This window comes from Mucilaginibacter sp. KACC 22773, from assembly GCF_028736215.1.
GTDB lineage: Bacteria > Bacteroidota > Bacteroidia > Sphingobacteriales > Sphingobacteriaceae > Mucilaginibacter.
Genome location: NZ_CP117883.1, coordinates 2,886,416 through 2,911,374, shown reverse-complemented (window position 1 = coordinate 2,911,374; position 24,959 = coordinate 2,886,416). Strand labels below are relative to the sequence as shown.

Annotated in this window: 30 protein-coding genes and 1 tRNA gene; 10 read left to right on the top strand and 21 right to left on the bottom strand. The window is 43.9% G+C overall.

Annotated elements, in window-relative coordinates; translation table 11 throughout:
• Positions 1-213: 213 nt before the first annotated feature.
• Positions 214-1,950, bottom strand: coding sequence for a phospho-sugar mutase (locus PQ469_RS12280; RefSeq protein ID WP_274213226.1), 1,737 nt, complete (start codon positions 1,948-1,950; stop codon positions 214-216).
• Between the two features lie 768 nt (positions 1,951-2,718).
• On the opposite strand from PQ469_RS12280, the gene PQ469_RS12275 reads away from it, so the two are divergent.
• The 4 genes from PQ469_RS12275 to PQ469_RS12260 all read left to right on the top strand — a co-directional run bounded on the left by PQ469_RS12275 (position 2,719) and on the right by PQ469_RS12260 (position 7,043).
• Positions 2,719-3,474 carry an SDR family oxidoreductase gene (locus PQ469_RS12275; RefSeq protein ID WP_274213225.1) on the top strand — a complete coding sequence of 252 codons (756 nt, stop codon included), beginning with the start codon at positions 2,719-2,721 and terminating at the stop codon, positions 3,472-3,474.
• A 75-nt stretch (positions 3,475-3,549) separates the two neighbouring features.
• Positions 3,550-4,128 (top strand): TetR/AcrR family transcriptional regulator, encoded by a 579-nt coding sequence (locus PQ469_RS12270; RefSeq protein WP_274213224.1) that lies wholly within the window; start codon positions 3,550-3,552, stop codon positions 4,126-4,128.
• Between the two features lie 400 nt (positions 4,129-4,528).
• Entirely contained in the window at positions 4,529-6,424 is a 1,896-nt protein-coding gene (locus PQ469_RS12265; RefSeq protein ID WP_274213223.1) for an AAA domain-containing protein, read from the top strand.
• 100 nt (positions 6,425-6,524) lie between these two features.
• The gene (locus PQ469_RS12260) at positions 6,525-7,043 is read left to right on the top strand and encodes a DinB family protein (protein WP_274213222.1); all 519 of its coding nucleotides are present in this window, start codon (positions 6,525-6,527) and stop codon (positions 7,041-7,043) included.
• A 52-nt stretch (positions 7,044-7,095) separates the two neighbouring features.
• Here PQ469_RS12260 and PQ469_RS12255 read toward each other — a convergent pair whose 3' ends face one another.
• Both PQ469_RS12255 and PQ469_RS12250 read right to left on the bottom strand, forming a co-directional pair.
• The gene (locus PQ469_RS12255) at positions 7,096-7,890 is read right to left on the bottom strand and encodes a helical backbone metal receptor (RefSeq protein ID WP_274213221.1); all 795 of its coding nucleotides are present in this window, start codon (positions 7,888-7,890) and stop codon (positions 7,096-7,098) included.
• A gap of 1 nt (position 7,891) precedes the next feature.
• Complete coding sequence (locus tag PQ469_RS12250; protein ID WP_090650270.1) at positions 7,892-9,295, bottom strand: undecaprenyl-phosphate glucose phosphotransferase; 1,404 nt, start codon at positions 9,293-9,295, stop codon at positions 7,892-7,894.
• Positions 9,296-9,360: 65 nt separating this feature from the next.
• On the opposite strand from PQ469_RS12250, the gene PQ469_RS31445 reads away from it, so the two are divergent.
• Positions 9,361-9,501 carry a hypothetical protein gene (locus PQ469_RS31445; RefSeq protein ID WP_490356160.1) on the top strand — a complete coding sequence of 47 codons (141 nt, stop codon included), beginning with the start codon at positions 9,361-9,363 and terminating at the stop codon, positions 9,499-9,501.
• 1 nt (position 9,502) lies between these two features.
• Here PQ469_RS31445 and PQ469_RS12245 read toward each other — a convergent pair whose 3' ends face one another.
• The 3 genes from PQ469_RS12245 to kdsA form a co-directional block, all read right to left on the bottom strand.
• Positions 9,503-10,834, bottom strand: a complete 1,332-nt coding sequence (locus PQ469_RS12245; RefSeq protein WP_274213220.1) for a nucleotide sugar dehydrogenase — start codon at positions 10,832-10,834, stop codon at positions 9,503-9,505.
• Positions 10,835-10,892: 58 nt separating this feature from the next.
• Positions 10,893-11,828 carry a KpsF/GutQ family sugar-phosphate isomerase gene (locus PQ469_RS12240; protein WP_090650266.1) on the bottom strand — a complete coding sequence of 312 codons (936 nt, stop codon included), beginning with the start codon at positions 11,826-11,828 and terminating at the stop codon, positions 10,893-10,895.
• 86 nt (positions 11,829-11,914) lie between these two features.
• A complete protein-coding gene (gene kdsA, locus PQ469_RS12235) occupies positions 11,915-12,634 on the bottom strand; it encodes a 3-deoxy-8-phosphooctulonate synthase (protein ID WP_274213219.1) in 720 nt (239 codons plus the stop codon).
• Between the two features lie 204 nt (positions 12,635-12,838).
• Between kdsA and hscB the strand changes: the two genes are divergently transcribed.
• Positions 12,839-13,399, top strand: a complete 561-nt coding sequence (hscB, locus tag PQ469_RS12230) for a Fe-S protein assembly co-chaperone HscB (RefSeq protein ID WP_274213218.1) — start codon at positions 12,839-12,841, stop codon at positions 13,397-13,399.
• 28 nt (positions 13,400-13,427) lie between these two features.
• A tRNA-Leu gene (locus tag PQ469_RS12225) sits at positions 13,428-13,507 on the top strand.
• Between the two features lie 15 nt (positions 13,508-13,522).
• Here PQ469_RS12225 and PQ469_RS12220 read toward each other — a convergent pair.
• The 3 genes from PQ469_RS12220 to PQ469_RS12210 form a co-directional block, all read right to left on the bottom strand.
• Complete coding sequence (locus PQ469_RS12220) at positions 13,523-14,437, bottom strand: recombinase family protein (RefSeq protein ID WP_274213217.1); 915 nt, start codon at positions 14,435-14,437, stop codon at positions 13,523-13,525.
• Positions 14,438-14,520: 83 nt separating this feature from the next.
• Positions 14,521-15,015: a recombinase family protein gene (locus PQ469_RS12215; protein WP_274213216.1), complete on the bottom strand. Its 495-nt coding sequence runs from the start codon at positions 15,013-15,015 to the stop codon at positions 14,521-14,523.
• Complete coding sequence (locus tag PQ469_RS12210; RefSeq protein ID WP_274213215.1) at positions 15,012-15,194, bottom strand: hypothetical protein; 183 nt, start codon at positions 15,192-15,194, stop codon at positions 15,012-15,014. Before PQ469_RS12210 ends, PQ469_RS12215 begins: the two co-directional genes overlap by 4 nt.
• A 334-nt stretch (positions 15,195-15,528) precedes the next feature.
• Here PQ469_RS12210 and PQ469_RS12205 point away from each other — a divergent pair, with 334 nt between their 5' ends.
• On the top strand, positions 15,529-15,711 hold the full coding sequence (locus PQ469_RS12205; protein ID WP_274213214.1) for a hypothetical protein: 183 nt from the start codon (positions 15,529-15,531) through the stop codon (positions 15,709-15,711).
• On the opposite strand, the gene PQ469_RS12200 is transcribed toward PQ469_RS12205, so the two are convergent.
• Positions 15,676-15,936 (bottom strand): hypothetical protein, encoded by a 261-nt coding sequence (locus PQ469_RS12200; protein WP_274213213.1) that lies wholly within the window; start codon positions 15,934-15,936, stop codon positions 15,676-15,678. The two genes, PQ469_RS12205 and PQ469_RS12200, sit on opposite strands and share 36 nt — an antisense overlap.
• A 198-nt stretch (positions 15,937-16,134) precedes the next feature.
• Between PQ469_RS12200 and PQ469_RS12195 the strand changes: the two genes are divergently transcribed.
• Positions 16,135-16,359 carry a hypothetical protein gene (locus PQ469_RS12195; protein WP_274213212.1) on the top strand — a complete coding sequence of 75 codons (225 nt, stop codon included), beginning with the start codon at positions 16,135-16,137 and terminating at the stop codon, positions 16,357-16,359.
• Positions 16,360-16,379: 20 nt separating this feature from the next.
• Here the strand turns inward: PQ469_RS12195 and PQ469_RS12190 are convergent, their stop codons facing one another.
• The 10 genes from PQ469_RS12190 to PQ469_RS12145 all read right to left on the bottom strand — a co-directional run bounded on the left by PQ469_RS12190 (position 16,380) and on the right by PQ469_RS12145 (position 22,443).
• The gene (locus PQ469_RS12190) at positions 16,380-16,640 is read right to left on the bottom strand and encodes a hypothetical protein (RefSeq protein WP_274213211.1); all 261 of its coding nucleotides are present in this window, start codon (positions 16,638-16,640) and stop codon (positions 16,380-16,382) included.
• 2 nt (positions 16,641-16,642) lie between these two features.
• Complete coding sequence (locus PQ469_RS12185) at positions 16,643-16,873, bottom strand: hypothetical protein (RefSeq protein ID WP_274213210.1); 231 nt, start codon at positions 16,871-16,873, stop codon at positions 16,643-16,645.
• Positions 16,874-16,939: 66 nt separating this feature from the next.
• A complete protein-coding gene (locus tag PQ469_RS31390; RefSeq protein ID WP_490356161.1) occupies positions 16,940-17,224 on the bottom strand; it encodes a PH domain-containing protein in 285 nt (94 codons plus the stop codon).
• Positions 17,225-17,422: 198 nt separating this feature from the next.
• Positions 17,423-18,049, bottom strand: coding sequence for a patatin-like phospholipase domain-containing protein (locus PQ469_RS12175; RefSeq protein WP_274213208.1), 627 nt, complete (start codon positions 18,047-18,049; stop codon positions 17,423-17,425).
• Positions 18,049-18,846: a DUF4099 domain-containing protein gene (locus PQ469_RS12170; RefSeq protein ID WP_274213207.1), complete on the bottom strand. Its 798-nt coding sequence runs from the start codon at positions 18,844-18,846 to the stop codon at positions 18,049-18,051. Before PQ469_RS12170 ends, PQ469_RS12175 begins: the two co-directional genes overlap by 1 nt.
• A 2-nt stretch (positions 18,847-18,848) precedes the next feature.
• Positions 18,849-20,036 carry an ArdC-like ssDNA-binding domain-containing protein gene (locus tag PQ469_RS12165; protein WP_274213206.1) on the bottom strand — a complete coding sequence of 396 codons (1,188 nt, stop codon included), beginning with the start codon at positions 20,034-20,036 and terminating at the stop codon, positions 18,849-18,851.
• A 10-nt stretch (positions 20,037-20,046) separates the two neighbouring features.
• On the bottom strand, positions 20,047-20,472 hold the full coding sequence (locus PQ469_RS12160) for a M23 family metallopeptidase (RefSeq protein WP_274213205.1): 426 nt from the start codon (positions 20,470-20,472) through the stop codon (positions 20,047-20,049).
• A complete protein-coding gene (locus tag PQ469_RS12155) occupies positions 20,469-20,882 on the bottom strand; it encodes a hypothetical protein (RefSeq protein WP_274213204.1) in 414 nt (137 codons plus the stop codon). Before PQ469_RS12155 ends, PQ469_RS12160 begins: the two co-directional genes overlap by 4 nt.
• Positions 20,883-20,915: 33 nt before the next feature.
• A complete protein-coding gene (locus PQ469_RS12150) occupies positions 20,916-21,362 on the bottom strand; it encodes a hypothetical protein (protein ID WP_274213203.1) in 447 nt (148 codons plus the stop codon).
• A gap of 1 nt (position 21,363) precedes the next feature.
• A complete protein-coding gene (locus PQ469_RS12145; RefSeq protein WP_274213202.1) occupies positions 21,364-22,443 on the bottom strand; it encodes a type IV secretory system conjugative DNA transfer family protein in 1,080 nt (359 codons plus the stop codon).
• 129 nt (positions 22,444-22,572) lie between these two features.
• Between PQ469_RS12145 and PQ469_RS12140 the strand changes: the two genes are divergently transcribed.
• Complete coding sequence (locus PQ469_RS12140) at positions 22,573-24,294, top strand: thiopeptide-type bacteriocin biosynthesis protein (RefSeq protein ID WP_443192805.1); 1,722 nt, start codon at positions 22,573-22,575, stop codon at positions 24,292-24,294.
• Here the strand turns inward: PQ469_RS12140 and PQ469_RS12135 are convergent.
• Positions 24,291-24,956: a LytR/AlgR family response regulator transcription factor gene (locus tag PQ469_RS12135; RefSeq protein WP_274213200.1), complete on the bottom strand. Its 666-nt coding sequence runs from the start codon at positions 24,954-24,956 to the stop codon at positions 24,291-24,293. The genes PQ469_RS12140 and PQ469_RS12135 overlap by 4 nt on opposite strands.
• Positions 24,957-24,959 lie beyond the last annotated feature (3 nt).

Genomic DNA, 24,959 nt, shown 5'->3' with positions numbered 1-24,959 from the left:
TAACGTTTATACAACTTAAATACTAAAACCCGTACCAATTACATAATTACTTAATTAACAACAACTTATAAAAAATCAAATATAAAAAACCGTCCGCTTTCGTACGGTATCCGTGCAAAGGCGAACAGATGGAGATTTTTCAGCCCCATGATAACGCAAAAATCCCGGCGCAAGGGCCGGGATTTTCAGCATATGTAATTTTAAACGAATGGCTTACACGCCCAGGTCCTGCATAATGGCGTCAATTTTAGCATCCAATTGCTTGTCGGTATCGGCATAAGCTTCTTTACTCGCCAGTTTACCGTTAACGCTGCAATAAAATTTAATCTTCGGCTCGGTACCTGATGGACGGGCAGATATTATGCTGCCATCTTCGGTAATAAACTGTAACACATCTGATGTAGGTAACTCAATTGCTTTGGTAGTGTTGGTATTCAGGTCGGTTTCTACCTGGAATTCGTAATCCTTTAAAGTAACCACTTTTGATCCGCCTAAAGTAGCCGGCGGATTTTTCCTGAATGTTTCCATCATGGCTTTAATTTCTTCGGCGCCGGTTTTACCTTTTTTGGTTATCGATATCAGCTTCTCTTTATAGAAACCATATTGAACGTATGTATCAATCAAGGCCTCAAATAAGCTGCTGCCTTTGTCTTTGTAATAGGCCGTCATTTCGGCAATAAAGGCGCTTGATACAACAGCATCTTTATCGCGTACCAGCTCGCCTATCAAGTAACCATAACTTTCCTCGCCACCGCCAATGAAGGTTTGTTTGCCTTCAAAACGGGTCATCAGTTCGCCTATGTACTTAAAGCCGGTTAGTGTATTATAGCAGGTCACGTTTTTGGCTTTAGCTATGGCATCAATCAGGTTTGATGTTACAATGGTTTTAACAATGTACTCGTTGCCGGTAAGTTTACCTTTATCTTCCCATGCGCTAAGCAGGTAGTTGATAAGCATACAGCCGGTTTGGTTACCGTTAAGCAATATAAATTCGTTATCGGTGTTTTTTACTGCTATCCCTACACGGTCGGCATCGGGGTCGGTTGCTAACACTAAATCGGCATCAACTTCCTGTGCTTTTTTTAAAGCCAGGGTTAACGCTTCTTTTTCTTCGGGGTTTGGATACACTACCGTAGGGAAATTTCCATCGGGTGTAGTTTGTTCATCCACCAGTATCACATTCTCAAAACCAAAACATTTTAAAGCTTGCGGCACCAGGGTAATACCTGTACCATGAATTGGCGAATAAACAATTTTTAAATCTTTTTGGCGACTTATGGCTTCTGGTGAGATAGATAATTTTGTGATCCCTTCTAAATAAAGCTCATCAACTTCCTCGCCTATCTCTTCAATGTTTGCATCAACACGGTTGAATTTAATTTCGTCGATGCTGGCAATTTTTGCCACTTCGTCCATAACCGCTTTATCATGCGGTGATACGAATTGGCCACCATCGGCGCCATATGCTTTGTAACCATTGTACTCTTTAGGGTTATGCGATGCAGTAAGCATCACCCCGCTTTTGCAACCAAAGTGGCGCACGGCAAACGAAAGTTCAGGTGTTGGGCGCAGCGCCTTAAAAAAGTAAACATGAATATCGTTGGCCGAAAATACCTCGGCTGTGATGTTCGAAAACAAGTCGGCGTTGTTGCGGCTATCGTGTGCTATGGCAACTTTAACTTTTTCGCCAGGATAGGTTTTTTTAAGGTAGTTTGCCAGACCCTGGGTAGCTGCACCAATAGTGTACTTATTAATACGGTTTGAGCCTGGGCCCATGGTACCACGCAAACCACCGGTACCAAATTCCAGGTCGCGGTAAAACGAGTCTGTTAACTCGGTATATGCTTTATTGTCTAATAAAGTTTGAATTTCCTGTTTAACATCGGCATCGTAATTTCCTTCGAGCCAGGTGTTTACTTTTTTTAGGATGGATGGGTCTAAGTCCTGCATTGGTATAGTATTTAAAAGATGATTGGGTTAACCAGTGGTTGTAACAAATATGGTAATAAAATGTGTGTTTAAATCACGATCAAAAAAATCTGCTGGTTTAAAATTCCCCATATCGTTACGGCGATAAATGTAATATTTTCTGCAATTATCTTTCATTATAAAAACATTAATTCCGGCAGCTTATAAATTATAGTTTCTCAAATCCGCTCAAATCCGCCCAAATGCGTCCTTGCTGCATTGAAATAAAATAAGGGGGAGGGGGGTAAAATCCCAACCTCGGGCCACGCTCAACTAAGCCATCATCTGGTATTGCGTTTAGGCGATAGTAAATTTTGCATGATATGGCGCAGCCCAGCCTCACCAACAGAAAGTTAAGCAGCTTCGTCCTTATCTGTACTCTGGATTTACAAGCAAGCTTGACGGAAATATTAAAACACAATGAGCTTTTAAACAAAGTCAAATAATCTTAAGTTCTTTGCAATAAATAATTTATGTATTCTATATAATATATTACTTTTAGCTAAATTTCCTTTGAACGCTATTTTATGGAATGACAAATGAAGTTAAAACATATCTCCCGGGCAAAGCAGCAATAACACAACACCCGGTATCATTTAGCATAATCAGCTCCAAAAAATCAGTTGCAGGCCCAGTTTTGTAAGCCAATTGTAATCATCAGTAAAACCATCATTTTTATTTTGGAACGATCATTCCAATTTTATTATCTTTGAGTCATCAAACAAAAAACAGTTATTAAAAAATAAAACAATGAGCAATTTAACAAACAAAGTAGCCGTGGTTACAGGTGGTAACAGCGGCATAGGATACGCCACCGCAAAAGAGTTGGCAGCCAAAGGTGCACAGGTAATTATTACCGGGCGTAATGCCGCCACAGTAAGCAAAGCAGCCGAAGAACTGGGTGTAACCGGTATAGTCTCCGATCAGGCTAAGTTAAACCAGATAGACACCCTGGTTGCCCAGGTGAAAGCACAATTTGGCAAAATAGATATACTATTTCTTAATGCCGGTGTAGCCTTGTTCAGCCCGATGGAAGTTGCAACCGAAGAGCATTATGATACCATGATGAATCTAAATGTAAAAGGCGTGTATTTCACCGTTCAAAAATTTCTGCCTATTTTAAATGATGGCGGTTCTATCATATTCAACGCATCAGTTAACGCATCATTAGGCGCCCCCGATAGCAGTGTATATGCAGCAAGCAAGGCAGCCCTGCTATCATTCACTAAAGTATTTGCCCGCGAATTAGCCTCCCGTAAAATCCGTGTTAACTCCGTATCACCAGGCCCGGTTGAAACCCCGCTTTATGGTAAACTTGGCTTAACTGAAGAACAGGTTAGCGGCTTTGGATCTGTTTTAAGCCAAAGGGTTTTGCTTAACCGTTTTGGCAAATCAGAAGAAATTGCAAATGCGGTAAGGTTCCTTGCTTCCGACGATGCCTCATTTATAACCGGCACCGAGCTTGTTGTTGATGGTGGCTTAACTGTTAATGCACTTATTTATTAAAAAAAACATCAAAAAATTTACACCTATTTGGAATGAATATTCCAAATAGGTTTTTGTATTATTACAATTTAAACTATGGCCAGGAATAAAGATTTTGACGAAGATAAACTGCTTGGCAAAGCCGTTGAGTTGTTTTGGGATAAAGGGTATCATGCAACATCTGCCCAGGATTTGGTAGATGAATTGGGTATTAGCCGCTCAAGTTTATACAATACCTATACTGATAAAAAAACGCTGTTTTCAAAGGCCTTACGGCAGTACCAGGGCAAAAACACCAACGCGGTACTCACATTACTCAACAATACCGAAAACCCGGCAGAAGCCATTAAACAGGTTCTGTATGGTGTGATCCGCGAAAGCGAAGAAGACAAATTTACCAAAGGCTGTTTTATGGTAAATACAGCCATCGAATTATCCAGCCACGATAAAGAGATTGCAGAACTGGTTTCTCAAAACAACCAAAGTGTGGAAGATGCGCTAACCAGTGTTATAAAGAAAGGCCAGCACCAGGGACAGTTTAAAACCGCCCTGCCCGCCCGGGCACTGGCAAGGTTTATTTTTAGTACTATAAGCGGTTTAAGGGTATCGGCCCGTAGTGGGGCCGGCAGCAATGTACTGGAAGATATTGTGCGCGTGGCTTTATCGGCTTTGTAAGGGTCGCGCTTAATGAATGCCATTAAGGTAAGGAATTAAGGTCGATTTAATATCGAAGACCGAATGTCCAATATTGAATATGAAGGAAAAACTTCAGAGTTGGGCATTCGAAATTCAGTGTTCGATATTAATTACCCTTCTGTTTTTCTTACCTTGACGATGGCTTTTCTTCGGCTCCTGTATTGGGCAACACAAGCACAAATATTTGGAGGAGGCTAAATTACGCTAATACATCAGTTTAATGTTAACCATGTAAAAAATATAAAATATTGATTATCAGATATTTATAAACTTACAATCCGAAATATGTTAAGTTATGTTAACCCAATTAGATGCGTTTGCCCCAATAGCTTTCTGCCTTCCGCCTTAAGCATTTAGCTTTATTACTACCTTTGCGCCGATGGATTATTTTAAGAAGCTGCTCGATCTGCTGAACAAAGAAAAAGAAGAAGACCGCAGCGCCTACCTCAAGCTTACCGAAAACACATCTGCTGCAGATCGTCGTGGGCAGGGCCTTACCTGGTACCCTATCGCCATCAGGAATACCGAACCCGGCCGGGGCGATTACATCAATGTAGAGGTGGAACGTACCACCCACCAGGATATTTCTCACCAGTTACGCTTTGGTGTACCCGCCGCCTTATTCAGCAATCACGATCCTCAAAAAGATCGCGTGGAGGGTACTATTACCTACCAGGGCGGTAACAGGCTCAAGATTACCTTATATACCGACGAACTGCCCGATTGGGCCCGCGACGGCAAATTGGGCATCGACCTGCTATTTGATAATAACAGTTACGACGAAATGTTTAAGGCCATTAAACAAGCATCGGCCTTGGGCGAAAAACCGGAAGGCCGTTTGGTAAATATCCTCAGTGGCAAAACCTCCCCTGTTTTTGCTGATGCTGCCCAGCCATTAAATATTTCCCGTTTGAATGCATCCCAACTGGCGGCAGTTTACAAAATAGTAACTGCGCAGGATCTGGCCATAATTCATGGCCCGCCGGGCACCGGGAAAACCACCACACTGGTACAGGCCATTTGTTTGTTAGCTAAACAAACCGGCAAACAAATTTTAGTAGTGGCCCCAAGCAATACCGCCGTTGACCTGCTGAGCGAAAAACTGGCCGACGAAGGCTTAAACGTTTTAAGAATAGGCAACCCCAACCGGGTATCCGAAAAACTGGTTTCGCTTACGCTGGATAGCAAAATGGCCGAACACGCGGATAATAAACTCATCCGCACGCTAAAAAAACAGGCCAGTGCCTATAAAGATATGGCGCACAAGTATAAGCGCAGCTTTGGTAAATCGGAACGCGACCAGCGCAAAGCCCTGTTTAACGAGGCACACAAGATCATGAAAGATGTGGCCCTAACGGAGCAACACATTATTGACGACCTGGTGAGCAAAGCGCAGGTAATAACCGCCACTCTTGTTGGTTCCAACCATTACACCATCCGCGAAGTAAAATTTGAAACTGCGGTTATTGACGAAGCCGGCCAGGCCCTTGAACCTGCCTGCTGGATTCCTATCCTGAAAGCGCAGAAAGTAATTTTGGCCGGCGATCATTTGCAGCTGCCCCCTACCATTAAATCAAACGATGCTGCCCGTGCAGGTTTAAGCACCACCCTCCTCGAAAAATGCGTTGCCCTTCATCCCGAAGCCGTTGTTTTATTAAATGAACAATACCGCATGAACGATACCATTATGGGCTTTTCATCCCGGGAGTTTTATGGCAATCAGTTAAAGGCTCATGCTTCCGTAGCAACACGATTATTGTTCAATGGCGATACGCCGGTTACTTTTATCGATACCGCCGGGGCCGGGTTTGAAGAGCAAGTAGCAGGCACCAGTACCTATAACCCGGATGAAGCAGCACTGCTCTTCAAACATCTAAACCGCCTGGTAACGGAGATCGATCCGACCGACAAATTCCCATCGTTAGCCATTGTATCGCCTTATAAAGAACAGATCAGGGTGCTGAATGAACAATTGCAGGCCAACCCGGAACTGTTGCCTTATATCGATAGTATTGCTATTAATACCATTGATAGTTTCCAGGGGCAGGAACGCGATATGGTTTACATCAGCCTGGTGCGCAGCAATGCCAATGGCGAGATAGGCTTCCTTTCGGATATCCGCCGCATGAACGTAGCCATGACCCGCGCCCGTAAAAAACTGGTAGTTATAGGCGATAGCGCTACCCTAACCCGTTTACGGTTTTATGCTGATTTTGTGGAATATACCGAAAAGCTGGGCGGCTACCAAAGCGCCTGGGAGTATGTATCAGATTAGCAGCCTGTCGTATATCGCCCTTAATCGGTCGGTTACACAGGTCATCGAATCAAATTACATACCGTAACTTTACCATAAAGAAAAAAGCTATTGATAAGCGATGATAAAGATTGCCCGCCCATATATTGAGGATGCACCCTCCTGGTACCCCTATTTTTTCGATTTAGCCAAAGGCGATGACCTCATTGAAGCATTGGAGGTTAACAAACAGCAAACAATTGACTTGATCCGGTCGATCTCATCATCAGCGGAAAATTACAGCTATGCCGGGGGTAAATGGACTATAAAACAAGTGTTAATTCATCTCGCTGATGACGAGCGTTATTATGCCTACAAAGCTTTTTGCTGCTCGCGGCAGGTTGATGCATTATTAGAAGTGCCGCAGGGCAATGATTATAATAAGGATTTTAACGCGCAAAACCGCACCTTAACAGATATAGCCGAAGAACTGATAACCATAAGGGAAGCTACCATCAGCCTTTATAAACACATGACCGATGCCATGCTGGATTTCAAATTTGACAAACTGCCGGTTTATACCGCAAGAAGTGTGGGCTGGATGGTTGTTGGGCACAATGTTCACCATTGTAATATGTTGAAGGATATATATTTAAAATAGGAAAATGGTGATTATTTCCATAATTATATTTTTGCCGCTTTAATAAAAGTGATTACTTAAAGAGCAAACCAAGTTCATTCAGCAATTTATTAAAATAGCCAGGAACTTCCAGCAGCCGGCTGCCATACCATGAAAACATTTCGCCATCAACTAAAACAACTTTGGCTTTTGGCAACAACTGTTTAAACTCATCAATATGCTTTTGTCTGAACGGATATGGTTCGGATGATAAAAACACCACGTCGGGGTTTGCGGTAACCAAATCATTGGCTGATACTTCCGGGTATCGCTCCGCTTCAAAAACGTTATTCAGGGCACACATTTGCATCAGGCTATCAATATAAGTTTGCCTGCCTGCAACCATGTATGGTTTCCTCCATATAAAATAAGCTATTTTGATATTTAACGGGTGAAAAACAAGTGTATTAAAACGATGCCGGATTTCGCTGTTTAAAGCGTCCGCCTCCTGCTTTTTGCCAACAAGTTGACCAACACTTTGAATCATGCTGAAAGCCGTTTCCAGGTCATGAATATCACTGATCCAAACAGGGCAAATATGCATCAATGCCTCAATCTGGCTCCGTTCGTTCTCCTCTTTGTTGGCTATGATCAGTTCCGGTTGCAGGGATTTAATAAGCCCGATATCCAGTTGCTTAGTACCCCCTACCTTTGTAACCGCCTTAACTTTCTGCTTTGGATGGATACAGAATTTAGTAATGCCTACAAGTTCGGCGTCTAAACCTAAATAAAAAAGCAACTCGGTTTGCGAGGGCACTACCGAAACTATGCGCTTTGGTATGGCAGGCAGATTAATTATGCGGTTTAACTGGTCGCAAAACCCGGCCATCTTAAAACGCGTTCTTCTCTCCTCTTAAAGCATTCCAGAACGTCAGGAAAACGATCTTCATATCTAACAGGAACGACCAGTTTTCAAGGTACCAAACATCGGCTTCAACACGTTCAAGCATTGCCTGGGTTGTTTGGGTTTCGCCCCGTAAGCCATTTATTTGTGCCCAACCGGTAATTCCGGGCTTTAAAAAGTGCCTTACCATAAAGGTGTCTATAAGCTGCGAATATTGTTGCGTGTGGCTAATCATGTGCGGCCTCGGCCCTACTACAGACATATTACCCAATATCACGTTAAAAAACTGAGGCAGTTCGTCAAGGCTTGTTTTGCGGATGAAAGCACCCGTTTTGGTAATACGGGCATCGCCCCGGGTTGCTTGTTTCTTGTCAGAATCCTTGTTTACCCGCATACTGCGAAACTTATAACACTTAAATGGTTTATTATCCCTTCCTGAGCGCTCCTGCACAAAAAACACAGGGCCCCTGGATTCAAGTTTGATGAGAATAGCCAGGATAGGAAAAAGCCAGCTGAATACAAAAAAGATGATAAATAGCGAAAACAAAACATCAAACAACCGCTTAATAAACCGGTTAAGCATATTCTCCAACGGCTCGGGCCTTACCGATATAACCGGAATATGCCCAAAGCTTTGAATAAAAGTTGGCTTTTTTGCGTAATCATAATACTCTGGGATGAACTTAAACCTGATGAGATTTTTGTCGGCATCGAGCATTAATCTTTCAATTGTTGCCGCCTCCGAGTTAGGCAACGTACAAAAAATTTCGTCTACCTTGTTATTCAGCACGTAACTGATACAATCATCAGTACCACCCAAATAAAGGTGTTTATCATTTACCGTTTCAGGATTATCATCAAAAAAACCTATCAGATTATACCCGCGCTCCGGATTCTGTTTAAAAAAGCCATATAAATCAGTACCAATCCTACCTCCGCCAATAATAATCACCGCACGGGTATCTATCAATGATGCCCTGTCGCTTTTGCGTATTGTAAGGAATATAAGCTTCCACAAGCCAAGCAAAAACCCAAATAACGCAAGTGAGTAAAACAGGTACTCACGCGTAATAAAATATGCCTTGGTACCTATCAGTATAATTATGGTAAAGCAAATAAAACTTACAAACAGCATGTATGTTTTTATAACACCACGATAAGTTTTGATTGAATCTTTATTTAAAACATGTTCATACAACCCGGTAATATTGGCCGACAATAGCCATATTAAATTAAACACTAAAACAACGGGTAAATATTTCCTGTTATTTATCCAAAAAATGTATGACCTATCCTCGATAAAGTAAGAGATTACCATGCTCATATTAAGTATAATATAATCAATGGTAAGGTTCACTGCTTTAATAAAAGTAGCGTATCTGTGAATCATGTATTAGAGCTTGTTGAAGTATTTAACACCTGCTAAAATTAGCATATTTATTTATAAATAACAATGTGATAATTGGAAGTACAATCAGTTACAAATATGTTATTGCATGTGTGGCAAAATTAAAAATTAAGAAATTTATATCAAATCAAATATGTGTTTACCGTAACATTTTACAACTATCACATAGCAAAAACAACTTTGGCTAAACTATAACCGGCCATCAACTATACCTTTATCCAGTATTCCCTTTATATCATAAATAACTGATGAGGCTTCTTTTTTCAACCGGTTATAATCCAGACCGAAAAATTCCTTATGTGATACCGCTACTATTATAGCATCGTATCCACCCTTCAGCTCGTCAAAAGTTTTAATAGTTTTAACCCGGTACTCTAATTCAACCTCGGATGGATCTGCCCATGGATCGTAAATCTCATAACATGCTTCAAACTCACTTAAAACCTTTACAATATCAATTACACGGGTGTTGCGTACGTCGGGGCAGTTTTCTTTAAAAGTGAACCCAAGCACCAGCACATTTGAGTTTTTAACCGGGATTTCCTTTTTCACCATCAGCTTGATAACTTCGAGGGCTACGTATGTGCCCATGCCATCGTTAAGCCGGCGGCCGGCCAGTATAATCTCGGGATGATAACCTACCTCCTGTGCTTTTTGGGCAAGATAATACGGATCAACTCCGGTACAATGACCACCAACAAGACCGGGTTTAAAATTCAGGAAATTCCATTTGGTACCGGCTGCTTCCAAAACAGCATGGGTATCAATACCCATTATCTGAAATATTTTGGCCAGTTCATTTACAAATGCAATATTAATATCGCGTTGCGAGTTTTCAATTACTTTACAGGCTTCGGCAACTTTAATACTCGGGGCTTTGTGAGTCCCCGCCGTAACAATTGCCTGATAAAGGTTATCAATAAAATTAGCGGCCTGGGGCGTTGAGCCGGATGTGACCTTCAAAATATTAGTAAGGGTATGCACTTTATCCCCTGGATTGATCCGCTCAGGCGAATACCCTGCGTAAAAATCAACGTTGAACTTAAGCTCCGATATCCGTTCAAGTATGGGTACACATATATCCTCAGTAACTCCAGGGTAAACTGTCGATTCATAGATTACTACGTCGCCCACTTTAAGTACAGAGGCAACTGATTCACTTGCCTTTTTTATCAGGTCAAGATCGGGCCGGTTATGCTGATCTGTGGGTGTAGGTACTGAAATTATATAAACATTACAATCTGCTATATCCTGAATATCCGAAGTAAATACGAGCCCGTTGCCAGCGCCGCCTGATAAAACCGATCCCAATACATCGGCATCAGTTTCCAGCGTACGGTCAAAAGCATTATTTAACTCATCAACCCTGCTTTTTTTTATATCAAATCCTTTTACCGGGAATTTTTTTGCAAACTCAACGGCCAGGGGCAATCCCACATATCCCAGTCCTATTATTGCAATGCGGGTAGTTTCCGGGGCGTTAAATTGTTGCTGGATTTGATTTGACAGATGATCAAACATGTTTAAACGAGGGTAGATATTTGCAAATATATATTATTTTTTGTGTTGATAAACCATATTATTGACTGTAGATCTGGTATACGCCCGCGACAGACCTGTTAGCCGCCGACCCCACAAGTAAGGTGGTAATTTTCTTGTCGATCATCAATTGCTCGGCATAACCTGCAAACTCCTCACCATCAATAATAAGCGGATTGGCCGTCATTATTTCCAAAACACTTAGGGTCGATGGGTCCGGGTGTTTCAATAAAGCGCGCCGCAAATCACCATCGGTAATAACACCTTTAATATTATTCGCCTCGCCAACTATCACCATCCCCAGCCGCCCGGCCGACATGTTGAGTAATAACTCTGTGAACGACGCACCTTCATGTATAAAAGGCAATTTATCGGTACGCATTATATCTTTTACCTTAACTAACAATTTTCGGCCAAGGCTACCGCCGGGGTGGAAACGGGCAAAATCATGCTGCTTAAATCCGCGCGACTCCATCAAAGCAATGGCAAGCGCATCGCCCATTACCAAGGCCGCCGTAGTTGATGATGTTGGCGCCAATTCAAGCGGACAAGCCTCGCGCGCGATTTTTATATTTAAATGATGATGGCTGTTTTTAGCAACAGTAGAATTTACATTACCCGTTACTCCAATAACCAGATTATTGTTCCATTTTAAGAAAGGGATTATGCGTAGTACTTCATCGGTTTCACCCGAATAGGAAATCAGCATAACAGTATCGTTGGGGCCAACCATCCCAAGATCGCCGTGAAAAGCCTCGCCCGGATGTAAAAAAAAGCTTGGTGTACCAGTGCTGGCAAGTGTGGCCGCAATTTTTTTTCCTATAAGGCCGGATTTACCGATACCAATAACTACTACCTTACCGGTACAATTTAATACGGCCTCAACGGTTTTAGTAAATTCGTCATCAATTAACCCCGCCACGTGCTTCAGCGATTCTATTTCGATGTCAAAAACTCTTTTGGCAATATCCTTCATTAATATTATACGTTTTACGTATTAAGTTTTACGTTTTTAATGATAGTTCACGTACTACTTACAACGTAATACGTAAAACACCAACACTATACAAGTGAACCTATCAACGCATCCAAATCATGTAACTTCAGCATGTTAGGGCCATCGCTAAGCGCGTTATCCGGATCGGGATGGGTTTCAATAAAATAGCCATCGGCGCCAAAAGCCTTTGCCGCTAAGGCCATCATAGGCACAAAAGTACGGTCGCCGCCGGTTTTGCCACCGGCTCCACCTGGTCGTTGTACCGAATGGGTACAATCCATGCAAACCGGGTGCCCAAAAGCCTTCATGTCATATATGTTCCTGAAATCAACAGCAAGGTTATTGTAACCATACATATTACCACGCTCAGTTAGTATCACCTTGGTATTACCAGCCTCTAACACCTTTTGTGCAGGATAAAACATATCAGCTCCCGACAGGAACTGCGCTTTTTTTACATTTACTATTTTACCGGTCTCGGCTGCTGCTACTAAAAGGTCGGTTTGACGGCACAAAAATGCCGGAATTTGCAACACGTCAACTACCTCAGCAGCCACAGCCGCCTGAAAGGGTTCGTGAATATCGGTAATAACAGGCAAACCAAATTTTTCTTTAACATTCTGAAGCATTTCCATCCCCTTCCCAATGCCCGGGCCGCGGTACGAGTGAATGGATGTCCGGTTAGCTTTATCAAAAGATGATTTGAAAATAACAGGGACGTTATACTTTTGGCCAACTTCGGCAACCTTTTGGGCAACAGTGTATAACAGTTCCTGGTTTTCCATTACACATGGGCCTAATATAAAAAACGGCTTCTGCCGCATCTGCTCAAATAACATATTATGTAGGTTATGTGGCAAAGATAATGATAAGCGCGAACTTCACGAATGAAACTAATAGGCACGAATATACAGGCAGGAATATATCATTTGTTTATAATCTTGATCCTGTCCGGTGTCCTGTTATGAAATTAGTATCAATTAACATTCGTGAAATTCGACATAATTGGTGAAATTCGTGTTTATATGGATTATTTTGAATTTTATGGCATACCCGAGTCATTTAACATTGAACCGGCAAAGCTTAAAAAGAAGTTTTACGAACTAAGCAAACTATATCACCCCGATTTTTATGCGGGCGAAGACGAGGCAAAGCAGCAGGAAATACTGGAATTATCTACCCTAAATAACAAAGCTTACCAGGTATTAAATGATCCGGCACGCAGGATGGAGTACATTTTAAAGCTGCATGACCTGGTATCTGAGGGGGCAAAACCACAATTACCTGCAGATTTTTTAATGGAAATGATGGATATTAACGAACGCCTGATGGAAGTTGACAATGCCACAGAATTAGCTTCCATAACAGCGGAAGTGCTTGCTTTTGAGGCCGATATTAATGAAAGCCTAAATAAGCTAACAGCCGATTATACCCAACTTGACCATACCGCGCAGGAAGAACGCCGCATAAAAATTGCAAATATTTACTATAGACAAAAATATCTGTTGCGAATTAAAGAGAGTTTAGATACATTTGCAGCCCGCATGTAAAAGATCACAGATCAATATAACAGAGCATGCCCAGCTGGCGGAATTGGTAGACGCGCTGGTCTCAAACACCTGTGGGAAACCGTGCCGGTTCGACTCCGGCGCTGGGTACTAACCGGATTCCGGTTAGAAAACTGAAGGGGTTGCTTGTAAAAAAGCAACCCTTTTTTCATTGATTTTCAGTATGTTATCGTAAAAGATTGGATGAATAAAAGCGGTTCTAAACGCACCATCACCCCATAGCAGATTATCTTTGAACACCCCCCTAATCAGGGTTTGCTTCTGAATTACGTTCCCCTTCTCGTAAATCTGATGTAAGTTGGATAATTCTGGAAGTAAGCGTTGAATTAAATCATCGCCTGAATCAAGCTGAGGTTTGTTTTTTCCGTTTAAAGCTAATTCGAGTTTTGCTTTTTCCTCCTTAAATTTTTGAAACCAGGTTTTATAAGTACTGGCTTCAATTTCATTGTTCATTAACCTTTCTTCAAGTTTGTATATTTTCTCATTGATATCATGCAATGCTTTTAGATTTTCAGATTGCCGCTCCTTTTTTAGTTTCAAAGGTTCAACCAGCATAGCTTTCGAAGTTTCAATTAAGAAGTTTACATGATGAGGTTGAAAACTTAAACCTTTAAGCACGTTTTCAAAACGCTCGTGCAGCATCCCACCGGCAATGTTTACATTGGTATGTTGTGTGCAACGGTAATACAAATAATATTGTTTCCGTCCCTTTGTCCAACCAGCGGTCATACTTAGGCCACACCAACATTTCAAAACCCCTCTTAACGGAAAATCTTCTGCTGGTTGTATCCTTGTTTTTCGCTTACTGTTTGCTAACATACTTTGGACGAGCCAAAATTCCGCATCTGAAATGATTGGTTGGTGAATAGCCTTCACGTATTTTTCAGGTAATTCTTTAAATGCCGGAACCTTAATCAGGCCAGCATAAACACAATTTTGAAGTATATCCTGTATGGCTGAGCTCCCGGTGTGTTTAAATCCTAAAGCTTTGGCATTTTTATAAATAAGATATTGGGGCACCCCCAAGATATAGTCCCTGAATATTCGTTCGATTATTAATGCCTGGGGTCTATTAATTTCAATTAAATTTCGTTTGGTTCCATCTACAATATTCTGATAACCATAGGTGCGCGTCCCAAATAGCGTCCATTTTCTTTAGCATTTCTGATACCCTGTTTAGTTCTTTTCCTAATATTAAAAAGTTCCTTGTTGGCCATCATATAATCGAGCGCCCTTTTCATAAAAACATCTGGATCTGAAGTATCAAGATCTATCCTTTCGCTGGTGGATATTACTTTAACTCCGTGTTTGTTTTCCAGCTCGGCAATTTTATTTAATGCCTGGGGTAAGTTCCGGCTAAACCTGTCATGATCCAGTACGATGAGGTATTGACACTCGCCTTTATATTTTTTCAAATAGGCTTCCAACGCTTTATAATCTGGTCTGTCGAACGTGAAACTTGACTCTCCATTGTCTTTAAATACCCCAATAACCTTCAAATTGTTACGTCTACAGTATTCTCTTATGGTAGATTCCTGATATTCCAGAGATTTTGATTGATCTTTAGCGCTTAACCGCATGTAGCCAATTGCGTTCATAATTCTTCTTTTATAATAATATCAACAATAATTTGTGCTATTAAAGTTAGCAAAATCTTTTCATCTTCAGCAATTTGGGAATCTCTTTTTTTACGGTTTTTTACGGCGGAACCAAATTTATCGGACAGCTTATCAATGATTAAGGACGGCTTGATACCTTTTTGTTTTTCATCAACCATAAGTTAAACAGGTATTAATTAGAATGAAACTGATAAAATATTGCGGCTTATTACCTGAAAATTACCGGGGAACATAAGTTAACGGAACGATGTTTTCAGCAGGAAGGAAGCTATTTGACAGGCATGATTGGTGATTATAGGGATAAAGTCAAAAAGCTTTTGGTATTAAAGGGCGAGTAGAAAAAATAAAAGCCCCAATTATTACACAAGATGGCGATGAACTGACCGGTTCAGCGGAGCAACAGCTGAGCATCCGGGTGATCACTCCCGCAAAAAAGCGGCCCGCGAGTTGTTTGAACATACGGTATTTGCATGCAAGGTCAATACGATTGGTGTGACCATAAAAGATCTGCAGTCACCGGAAACACTATTCCCGGAAACGGTCAACTACGATTTTGAAGTAATGCGAAATGACCTGCCTTTTAGCAAGCCCGATACCGGCCTCTTGCTGGAGGCCATTACTTTTTACTGCACCACCAGGCTACAGGTAACCGAGGCGCAGCTGATCATTTGTTAAATTGAACGACTGGAGAGTGACGATGATCCTGATGATGAAGACGATGACGAAACCCACTATGATTTTAAATATTTCGGTGGAGACGATAAACAGGTGATCTACCTGGCTGACGGGAGTTTCCGGATGCAGGTGGAGGAAAGAGAGCCTACGAAAATGAAAAGCGGCCTTGTGCTGACAGCCATCCTGTTTCAGCCATTCGTGGACGCTCACGTCCTGCGTTTTCATTATGATGACTGGGAGATTCAGTCCTATTACATTTTCACCATCTTGATTTGTGAGCAGCCACTGGACGGTTTTATGCGACCAAAGAAAATGTATTTCGACGCGATAGATTATTATTTCGTACATGCTTTGGGGGTGAATAATTACCAGCTAGGCCTACCCTAACATTCCTATCTATACCAGGAAGATTAAAAACAAGATATGAAAAGACAGCAGCAGCAATACCTAGCTTCCCTTTCTGAGAAAGACAGGGAATACCGGGAAAGCCTGGCACCCGGTGACAGGGCTTTATACGACTATTTCAGCAGCAGCCCCGCAATGCCTAAAAGCCCAAACGGGGGTTTTACGCCAGGGCACGCCTTAGGGCACGAATTAATCGTTGGAGATTGTACACCCGAGCTTTGGGAGAAGATCGGGCATATGTAATAGTCAAAAACGGTTTACTTTTATAAGAGACCTCCCGACAGGCTTTGCAATTGCTGGGCGATGGCCTGCAACAGCTCTTTATTCAGCGTATTCAGGTTAGCTTCCAATTGTTGTGCCGTCAATAAAGCCCGGTAGTTCCGTTCTTCATCAGGTTCAAAGATAACTCCCAACCCGTTGATTCGGACTTCGATCCGATGGATATAACCGTAAGCATAAAACCGTGCCTGGAATTCCATTTCCTGATCCTGAAAAGTTACCGGTAGAGACAGCAATTCACCCATAGTTAATAACGTTGCCGGTTACGGTAAAATGCACGCATGTGAGCCTGGAAAAGCCGTTCATTACCACGTCTTTCAGCAGCTTCCCTGGAGCGTTTCAGGTATCCCCGGATAAAAACGGCCCAGATGCCAAAACCGATTAAAAAAGCGGGTAAAGGGTTTTTCATGTTCAAACCGCCTAATAAAGCGCCGGTAGAGATGAAAATCGTAATGATGAGATAAATGGCAGTTTTCATAATTTCAACGCATAGATTTACTAAAAAAGTTAGCAAAAACAAAATTTACTGACAATAATTTTCCGGTTAATTTAACTCCGCAATATGGTTAGCCAGCCGTGCTTTCTGCACATGATCCCGAATCGTATTGATAATATCCGAAACCGGGATGCCGGTTAACGTCAGGCGCCTATTTTCCGGGTCCTTCGTTTTTAAAGTCAGGTTCATCAAGCTGAATACCCGGAGCATCAAGGGTTGTACGACCACGTAGTCTTTGACGCGGTACATTTCGAGGCTATTCAGCCGGGTAAAAAACAGGCCGGTACTCACCCGGATTACTTCCGGGCTAATCAGGTAGCAGGTCCTCCGGATATACAGGAAGCGGTAAGCGGCAATCAGGATTAATGCCAGGCTGACCCATACAAAAGCCGCAACCAGGTTCCATGCTATCCAAAAAAAAATCCCGACAGCGCAATCAGGGGAATAACCTGTAAAAATGCATAGCGTGCGGAAGGCTTCAGGATGAGCTCCGGCTGTAGTTTTATTTCGTCAAAATCCATCGTTAATAGTTTAATGGTTAAATGTCATTGTCATCAGGTGGTCTATAAATGTCGCCGCCATATTTGATTTGTGGGTACGTACAGTAAAACGGTAGCCTGCTGCTTTTTCAAATGCATGCAGGCTAAAGCCGCCGGTATCGAGGGTATAAAGTGCATTCCGGAAATTAACCGTTACCCGGTTACCTGTGACGGTCACTTCCATGGGCCACCCGTGCAGGCCGGCAGCGATTTTAAGGTCGATAATCTTCCCTAACAACTCCCTGTCGAACAGCAGGTGCAGCTTTTTATGTCCGAGGTTACTACGGATCCACTGCAACTGACTGCCCTGCGGCAGCGTTCCTACGCTGACGAACAGGATATTATCCGCTTTTTTCAGCCAGTTTCGGCGGAGGGTTAAAAAGGCAATAGCGTCCATGGCTGAACCGGCCAGGAAAACATCGCTGACCATGTGCAGGTTTAAATTTCCGGCCATCCATAGCTGACCGGCTACCGGGACCTTATGAAAGGCAAAACCGAAGTGCTCGATTACATTGCCATAGCTGAAGACCAGGTTGCCAATAGCGTCAGTGTGATAAAATGGCCGGAAAAATAATTGCACCTCTGGCGGAACGCCGAAGCGGGTAGGAAAGGGGCTCATCAGCGTCGCGGGCTGGGATAAGTATAGCCACGATGATACTGGCCGGGCGGGCGGGAGTTGATGTCATGGCCTTTATGAGTTTGCAATTCATCCAGATCCATTTTGGCTTTGAGATAGCCGGTGCTTAAGTCGGCTGCATCCTTTTCATCGCGTTTTTTGTTAAAAAGTGCATTCAATCCTTTAAAAAGGATGTAAGATATCCCGCCATCCAGTACCACGGATACGATTAAACCGATCTTATTTGCCCTGACGGCATCCTCACTGGTAGCACTGAACCGGAAAGCGGTTCCGTCCTGTAGCTGAACTTCCTTACCCTTGCGGTAACGCTCCTTCTGGTCCAGGGTCAACAACTCATCGTTAACCATATCCGGCACGAGGATTTTCTCGGTATCTGTAATGATAAACTCCCGGGTGTCGGGATCAAATTCGATCAATACCTCTTTTTGAACCCCGTGGTCGTTTATAGTCTTACCGACATTGGCTATTTCACCCTGTTCGAGCTCTTCGGCCTCGGTATCTGTGAGGTAATCAGGGATGTCCGCTTCGCGGTAAATGGGGTGTACCAATAAATCTAAATTTCCGGCGGTATTGGGGCGCAGGGATAATTTAGCATCGAGGGCGGGAATGCGAAGGCCATCGGTCTCGATGTTTTCGAGGCGCAGCATGCCGGTGCGGTTGCCGGACAGGAGCGCAGTCAGATCCTTTTCATTTAAATTCAGGTGACCATTCCCGGCCAATCCAATCTTTTGCAGGTCTGCCAGCGGCAATTCCTCTTCTTCAAATATTTTCTGAAACATGGTTATCGTTTTCTTGAATAGGTTTGCGATTGGCCATTATCTCCGGCCATTTCGATACCAGCCGCGGCGTCCTGGTTATAATCGTACGCTGCTTCCTGTGAATTTTGGCGAACGTTTAACAGCGAAGCGTAGAGACCATCCGTCGGGGCAACTTTGAGTTTTGCGCCAGTGGATTGATCGATCAGTTTTAAGGATTTGTTAGCCAGCACCTTTTCAACTTCATACAAGGTATTGTTATACCCGATCACATCACCTTTGCCAAATGAGGGTAAAGGCAATTCCTGGCTTACCTCTTCTTTTATTTCGATCTTTTGCTCAAAACCCACCAGGTAATCGACCACCACCTGCGCGTCGTCGGCAGCGTTAAACAGTTCGGAAGGATGTTCGGTGAGTATGCGTACCCAGGCATCGGCGAGGTCATTGGACACATCGTGTTCCATCCCTAAGTTCAATTCCGAGCTGATGAACACTGCGGCAATATTTGCCCTTAATTCCCGCCTGCTCCATTCATCGTCGTCGCCAATCGGCGGCAGGTCAAAATATACGTCTTTATTGGCGGCAGCCCATCGCGGCATTTGCTCCATCACTTTAGAAAAATACTCGAATTCATCATGGTAATCCTTCACCGAAATATTACCTGATTCCGGGTTATAAAAGGTATCGCTTTGGGAATACACCAACGAGGCTCCAGTCGCGTCAATGATCGCCTTAGCCCGTTCCAAAGGTTCCGGTAAAGCCTCATTCTTTGAATTCAATTCCGGCATATTACGCAGCTGCGCGGCATTGAACAACCACGCATCTTTTAAGGTGGGCTGTTCGAGTTCGACCCTTTCCATCACCGGCTTGCCCCCGGATGACACTTCCGGCTGGTGATCGCTACCGACCTTTTGCCTTAATTCGTTGGTGGCGAAGAACTGGATCAGTGTGCCTTTTTCTTCCTTTTCAACGGGTGTTTTGTTAAACGAGGCCTGTTTGTAAGACATCCATCGCGGATCCTCGTTGCCCTTCATGAGCAGGACAAGCGCGGCAGGGCCAGTGTAGTTAATCCCCGTGGTGGGATTGTACGGCATGGCCAAAGCAGCCTTCCCATCAGGCTTCATTGGTTTTTGAAAAATCGAATTGCCTGCTTTTAAGGCAGCAATCATCTTGTCAGCGATCTGCGCTGACAGCGGTTTGAATTGTTCACTCATCTGATTAAATTTATTGATTACTTAATTTTATTAGCGACAGCATGAAGGCAGCGGGGTCAATCAACCTGTGCCTGAACTGCATACTGAAGTGCAGATGTTCACCGGTTACCCTCCCGGTTGCCCCGGTAATTCCAATAGGATTTCCTTTTGAAACGGCATCACGAGGCATGACAAAAGCCCGTGAAAGATGGCCATAGGCGCTTTGGAAATCGCCGTGATCGATCCGGATATAGACGCCGGAAACGGGGCCATAACCTACAGCCTGGACAGTACCTGACAGGACCGCGAAAACCGTATCGCTGTTCGACCGCAGGTCGATCCCATTATGCAAACTATACAAGCCATTCACGGGGTGAACCCGGTAGCCATAGGCAGAGGAAAGTGACCAATGTTTCATTGGCAGGCACAGGAACATGCCGATCAGTAACCTGTTCATCGTTTGCGGGCATTTGTTTGTTGAAGTTGTATGACATCCTTGAGAAGATCGAGGCAAAGCGGCTGAATATCCGGGTTGTTTACAGCCAACTGAAGGGCATTGCGCAACTTGTCACCATCACCATACCGGATAGTCAAGTCAAGTTGGGTTAAGGCCTTCAGTTCGGGAAATGCCAGCCGATCACCATGATCTACGAGCAAGTGATGAATTTCATCCACCGATTTCAGGACGAATAAAGCATCTGACGCATATAAAGCTGTCGTATGATCGGAAAATGCCACATAGAAACCGTCATCAGCCATGTCGGCAAAACGGATAACACCTATGGTATTTTGTTTACCGGCCGGGTCATGTTCAAGTGCAGGATGAACCAATACCAGTCCACCTGTTAATTCCGTATTAATGTCCATAAAAAAGGATATTGGGATAAAAAACGAAAACGATTACCTCGCCCGGGCCGGTGGGCGTAGCTGGTTCAAATGCACGGTGGCCACATGGTTGATGCCCAGTTTGTCATTTAGCGGAATCAGCGCAAATTGCTGTAGATTGGGGTGATCTTTTAGTATTAGCAGGGCTTCGCGATTGGGGGCCGGACGGTCGGTTTGCTGCAGCAAATTGACCCGAAACAAGGTCTTGAAATCCCCGCTGGAAAGCTTCATCCGGTTATCCATCATTTCATTGTATACTGAAATATTGCTTTTTAATACCAATAAGGCATCGCTGCTGTAACGGGACTGCCCGTTTTTGCCAAAACTTACGTAGATATCATCACTGTCCAGGTCAGCTTCTGTGACCAGGCCAACCTGGTTTTGGCGGCCTGCCGGATCATGGGCCAGGTCGGGATTGACCAGCACAAACGTGCCTGTCATTTCATCTGTCTTACTCATCATTTCAGAATTTATCGTTATTAAACTTGTTGCTGCCCAGGGCCTTCATTGTAGCTTTGGGCATCACCGGTGGCGCTGCCGGTTTTCGAAATTTCGCGATCATGGTTTCTACTTCCCTGTTGATGCGCAGGAAATTATGCCGCAGGATTTCGTCCTTCCTGCCTTTGAAGTCGTAGTAAACCGGGAGATCGGTGAAACCTGCTTCTTCTTCGGCAATTTCTTTGGGATCAAGATTAACTTTGCAGTTTACAGCCGATGTTTCAAACTTCCCCGTAAACTTTTCCCGGACGTCTGCCGCGATCAGGCCCACCATTTCCCCTGTATTGAGGGAAGCCATTTTGCCCGCAGGAATGAGGGACTCCAGTTTTTCATTCAACGAGGTTGACGTCCTATTGCGGTCAATCGACAGGCTCTCCCCTATTTGCTTATTCTTCCCGAACATGCGTTCCAGCCATTCCAAAGTTTCCTTATTGCGTACTGACCCAGCCAATACATTACCGGTAACCGAAGTGATGGTATTGGCCGTATCTTTCCCATATTGCTGCTGAAATTGCGGTATTTCCTGCAGGCCTAAGAGCACGCATAGCTTGTTGGAACGGGCCACTGCGATCAGGTTTTCGACTTTGTGCACGTAGAGTGTCGGTACCTCATCGATGATCAGCGCGGAGGGCAGGTTGCCTTTGCTGTTGATCAGCCTGGTTAAGCGATTCAGTACAATGGAATAACAGGCCGAATTGATATTCTGGGTATTGGGGTCATTCGCCAGCACCACGATGCCGGGATCTTCCTTACCGGAGATCTTCATGTTGAAATCGTCACCGGAAAACACCCAGTAAGTTTCCTTAGTAGCCAGCCGGCTGATAAAGATCTTCAGGGTACCTACCTGGCCTTCCAGCTGGTCAAACGCTTTGGCTTCGAAGGCGCTCCGGAAAGGCGATAACAGGGAAACCAGTTCCGGTTCGGTAAAAATCGTGTTGAAAATATCCTCATAGGAATGGTTTAAAAAGGACAACACATGCGGAAAGCTGGAGAATTTCCCGGGCGAGGTGAGGCGACCAAGCGCATTGACTGGACGCCGGTACATCAGTTATTTCTAAAAACCTGGCAGCGGCGGCCGTCCTCTACCCCTTTCGCCCCGCTGATCATTCATGACGATGAGGTTTCCGGGTTAGGTGATCTTGCGGGAAATTCGAAATTACCGCCGTCGATCTCTATGTTATTTACAAAATCTGCTGACAAGCTTGTCCTTGAAAATAACGGCGGGGCTACTGCAACAGCATTAACCGGTCGTTTTAACGTATTCAGCGAGGAAGCAAATAGGCTTTGCCAGGAAATCGCGCGGGCCGAGGCGATGGCAAACCCCGACGTCCTATTCGCGGAAATCCACCAGCTATCTGACATCCATGTAGATAACATTAACCGGCGTAAACCAGTTTACGACCATATTATCCATATCAATACCTTTCCATGTCCTACCGGCCAGCAACAGATCAGGCTTGACGACCTCCAGGTTTCGATCCAGGGCGATGACATCCTGCTCGAATCGGTCAGCCTTAAAAAAAGGGTGATACCCCGGTTACCAACCGCGTATAATTTCAATCACAATGAACTGGCTATTTTCCGGTTTTTATGCGACCTGCAATACCAGGGATTGCAGGCCAACCTGACATTTAACCTGGAACAAATTTTCCCCGGGCTTGATTTTTACCCAAGGGTAGAATACCGGGGTATGGTCATCAGCCTGGCTAAATGGCGGCTTCAAAATCAAGATATTGCGGGCTTAATCACCGCACCATCCATCGGTAAACTGCACATCATGCGCCAGGTACGCGGCATACCTGCTTTGGTATCGATGGGGATGAGCGACCAGAAGCTGGTATTTGATCTATCCTGTGATGCGGAAGCTTTGTTTTTTATGGATTGCCTTAAAGAACAACAAAACATTTTAATCACTGAATACCTGGAGCCAGACCGTTCGGTGACTGCCGGAAAAAACAGACTGGCCGGACAATTTGTTGCACTGCTTACCAGAACTGACCGCATTTATAACGGAATTGCCATTCAGAACAGTCCTAAGCGGAAAGCATTGCACAGGTCATTTCCTCCCGGAAGCCAGTGGCTATACTTTAAAATCTACTGTGCCGAAGAAACATCGGATACGATATTGTTAAAACTTATTGGCAAACTCAGCCAGGCAGCCAAAGCTAAAATAGAGCTGTGGTTCTTTATCCGGTACTATGATCCGGAAAGCCACATCCGCCTGCGGATCCGCACTGATATTTCAAATTATGGGGAAATGGTCAAAACAATCTCGCGAATAATTGGCCATAAGTCCGTTAAAGGTTTTGTACGGGATGTGAAGCAGGACACCTACGTGCGTGAAGTCGAAAGATATAGTGCAGCATTAATGGAAAATGTTGAGCACTGTTTCCATACCGGCAGTGAACTCGTGGTGCAGTGGTTAAACCAAAAGATAAAACCCGAAGCCCCCAATGGATTTGACATGGCCGTTTTTAGATTAGTCTATCAAATGGCCGCCAGGTTCGCCGAGGGAAGCGCTGTTATTTCCGATTTTTTCAGGCAAAGGGCAGAAAGCTTTATTTCAGAATTCGGAGACACCAGGAACTTCCGACTGGACCTGGACCGAAAATACAGGATGGTTGCGAGGGAACTGGAGGCAGCACTTGAACACCTGGCTGAAGACCCAAAAACAAAGGACATCGTAGCGGAGACAGCTTTCCTGAAGTCGGTCGAAAATCTTGCGAAGGGCTCAGCAGCATGGGCGGATGGCAAAAGGCTGAATTTATTGGCGGACCTGATCCATATGCAGGTTAACAGGCTATATTCTGATCAACAACGCAGGCATGAACTACTGATCTGTTTTTGTTTATATAAATATTCCACATCCCTTGTTTTGAGGGATGTGGCGTATTAATTATCTGAAAGGCGTTTGCTAATGAGGAATTCAGGTGCAAGGCGCTTCATAAACGCGGCCTCATAAGCTTTTCCTATTGGAATTGCCCGGTCATTATGCAGCCTGACCTGTGATTTTTCGATTGCGCTGACCTGTTTTAAATTAACGATGTACGAGCGGTGGACCTGGCAGAAACCGACCGGAGGTAATTCTGCAAGGATCTCTGCCAGGGTAAGGTAGGTTAATACCTTACCGGCAACCAGATGAATTTCGATATAGTTGAGCGCCGCTACGATGTAAATAATTTCATCGATAACGACTTTGATGTATTTTTCCTTGGCATCACCTTTTACAAAAAAGGAAGCCCGTTCTTTGACAACGTTATGTTTACCCTGCCGTTCAGCCATTACTTTTTGAATAGCCTTATAAAAACGGGCATACGCTACCGGTTTTAACAAATAATCAATGGCTTTCAGCTCAAACGCTTCGACACCAAATTCCCGGTAGGAGGTTATGAATATGATACTGGTTTCACTATTAACCAGCCCTGCCAATTCTAACCCGGAAATGCCCGGCATATCGACGTCAACCAGCAGCAGCATCGGGGCAGTATCACCGGACAGGCTTGATAAAACACCTGCCGGATCAGTTGTCGCCCCCACCAGCTCCAATTCGGGCGTCATTTG

What these genes read in the sequence shown, in the direction of transcription:
- PQ469_RS12260 (WP_274213222.1), top strand. Translation starts at nt 6,525, where the DNA reads ATGATAAAGATTGCCCGCCCATATATTGAGGATGCACCCTCCTGGTAC.
- PQ469_RS12200 (WP_274213213.1), bottom strand. Translation starts at nt 15,936, where the DNA reads ATGAAAACGCAGGACGTGAGCGTCCACGAATGGCTGAAACAGGATGGC.
- PQ469_RS12195 (WP_274213212.1), top strand. Translation starts at nt 16,135, where the DNA reads ATGAAAAGACAGCAGCAGCAATACCTAGCTTCCCTTTCTGAGAAAGAC.
- PQ469_RS12210 (WP_274213215.1), bottom strand. Translation starts at nt 15,194, where the DNA reads ATGGTTGATGAAAAACAAAAAGGTATCAAGCCGTCCTTAATCATTGAT.
- PQ469_RS12150 (WP_274213203.1), bottom strand. Translation starts at nt 21,362, where the DNA reads ATGATGAGTAAGACAGATGAAATGACAGGCACGTTTGTGCTGGTCAAT.
- PQ469_RS12240 (WP_090650266.1), bottom strand. Translation starts at nt 11,828, where the DNA reads ATGAAGGATATTGCCAAAAGAGTTTTTGACATCGAAATAGAATCGCTG.
- PQ469_RS12270 (WP_274213224.1), top strand. Translation starts at nt 3,550, where the DNA reads ATGGCCAGGAATAAAGATTTTGACGAAGATAAACTGCTTGGCAAAGCC.
- PQ469_RS12215 (WP_274213216.1), bottom strand. Translation starts at nt 15,015, where the DNA reads ATGAACGCAATTGGCTACATGCGGTTAAGCGCTAAAGATCAATCAAAA.
- PQ469_RS12265 (WP_274213223.1), top strand. Translation starts at nt 4,529, where the DNA reads ATGGATTATTTTAAGAAGCTGCTCGATCTGCTGAACAAAGAAAAAGAA.
- PQ469_RS12190 (WP_274213211.1), bottom strand. Translation starts at nt 16,640, where the DNA reads ATGGGTGAATTGCTGTCTCTACCGGTAACTTTTCAGGATCAGGAAATG.
- PQ469_RS12160 (WP_274213205.1), bottom strand. Translation starts at nt 20,472, where the DNA reads ATGAACAGGTTACTGATCGGCATGTTCCTGTGCCTGCCAATGAAACAT.
- PQ469_RS12135 (WP_274213200.1), bottom strand. Translation starts at nt 24,956, where the DNA reads ATGACGCCCGAATTGGAGCTGGTGGGGGCGACAACTGATCCGGCAGGT.
- PQ469_RS12145 (WP_274213202.1), bottom strand. Translation starts at nt 22,443, where the DNA reads ATGTACCGGCGTCCAGTCAATGCGCTTGGTCGCCTCACCTCGCCCGGG.
- PQ469_RS12255 (WP_274213221.1), bottom strand. Translation starts at nt 7,890, where the DNA reads ATGGCCGGGTTTTGCGACCAGTTAAACCGCATAATTAATCTGCCTGCC.
- PQ469_RS12280 (WP_274213226.1), bottom strand. Translation starts at nt 1,950, where the DNA reads ATGCAGGACTTAGACCCATCCATCCTAAAAAAAGTAAACACCTGGCTC.
- PQ469_RS12250 (WP_090650270.1), bottom strand. Translation starts at nt 9,295, where the DNA reads ATGATTCACAGATACGCTACTTTTATTAAAGCAGTGAACCTTACCATT.
- PQ469_RS12165 (WP_274213206.1), bottom strand. Translation starts at nt 20,036, where the DNA reads ATGAGTGAACAATTCAAACCGCTGTCAGCGCAGATCGCTGACAAGATG.
- PQ469_RS12155 (WP_274213204.1), bottom strand. Translation starts at nt 20,882, where the DNA reads ATGGACATTAATACGGAATTAACAGGTGGACTGGTATTGGTTCATCCT.
- PQ469_RS12185 (WP_274213210.1), bottom strand. Translation starts at nt 16,873, where the DNA reads ATGAAAACTGCCATTTATCTCATCATTACGATTTTCATCTCTACCGGC.
- PQ469_RS12275 (WP_274213225.1), top strand. Translation starts at nt 2,719, where the DNA reads ATGAGCAATTTAACAAACAAAGTAGCCGTGGTTACAGGTGGTAACAGC.
- kdsA (WP_274213219.1), bottom strand. Translation starts at nt 12,634, where the DNA reads ATGGAAAACCAGGAACTGTTATACACTGTTGCCCAAAAGGTTGCCGAA.
- PQ469_RS12175 (WP_274213208.1), bottom strand. Translation starts at nt 18,049, where the DNA reads ATGAGCCCCTTTCCTACCCGCTTCGGCGTTCCGCCAGAGGTGCAATTA.
- PQ469_RS12170 (WP_274213207.1), bottom strand. Translation starts at nt 18,846, where the DNA reads ATGTTTCAGAAAATATTTGAAGAAGAGGAATTGCCGCTGGCAGACCTG.
- PQ469_RS12245 (WP_274213220.1), bottom strand. Translation starts at nt 10,834, where the DNA reads ATGTTTGATCATCTGTCAAATCAAATCCAGCAACAATTTAACGCCCCG.
- PQ469_RS12140 (WP_443192805.1), top strand. Translation starts at nt 22,573, where the DNA reads ATGTTATTTACAAAATCTGCTGACAAGCTTGTCCTTGAAAATAACGGC.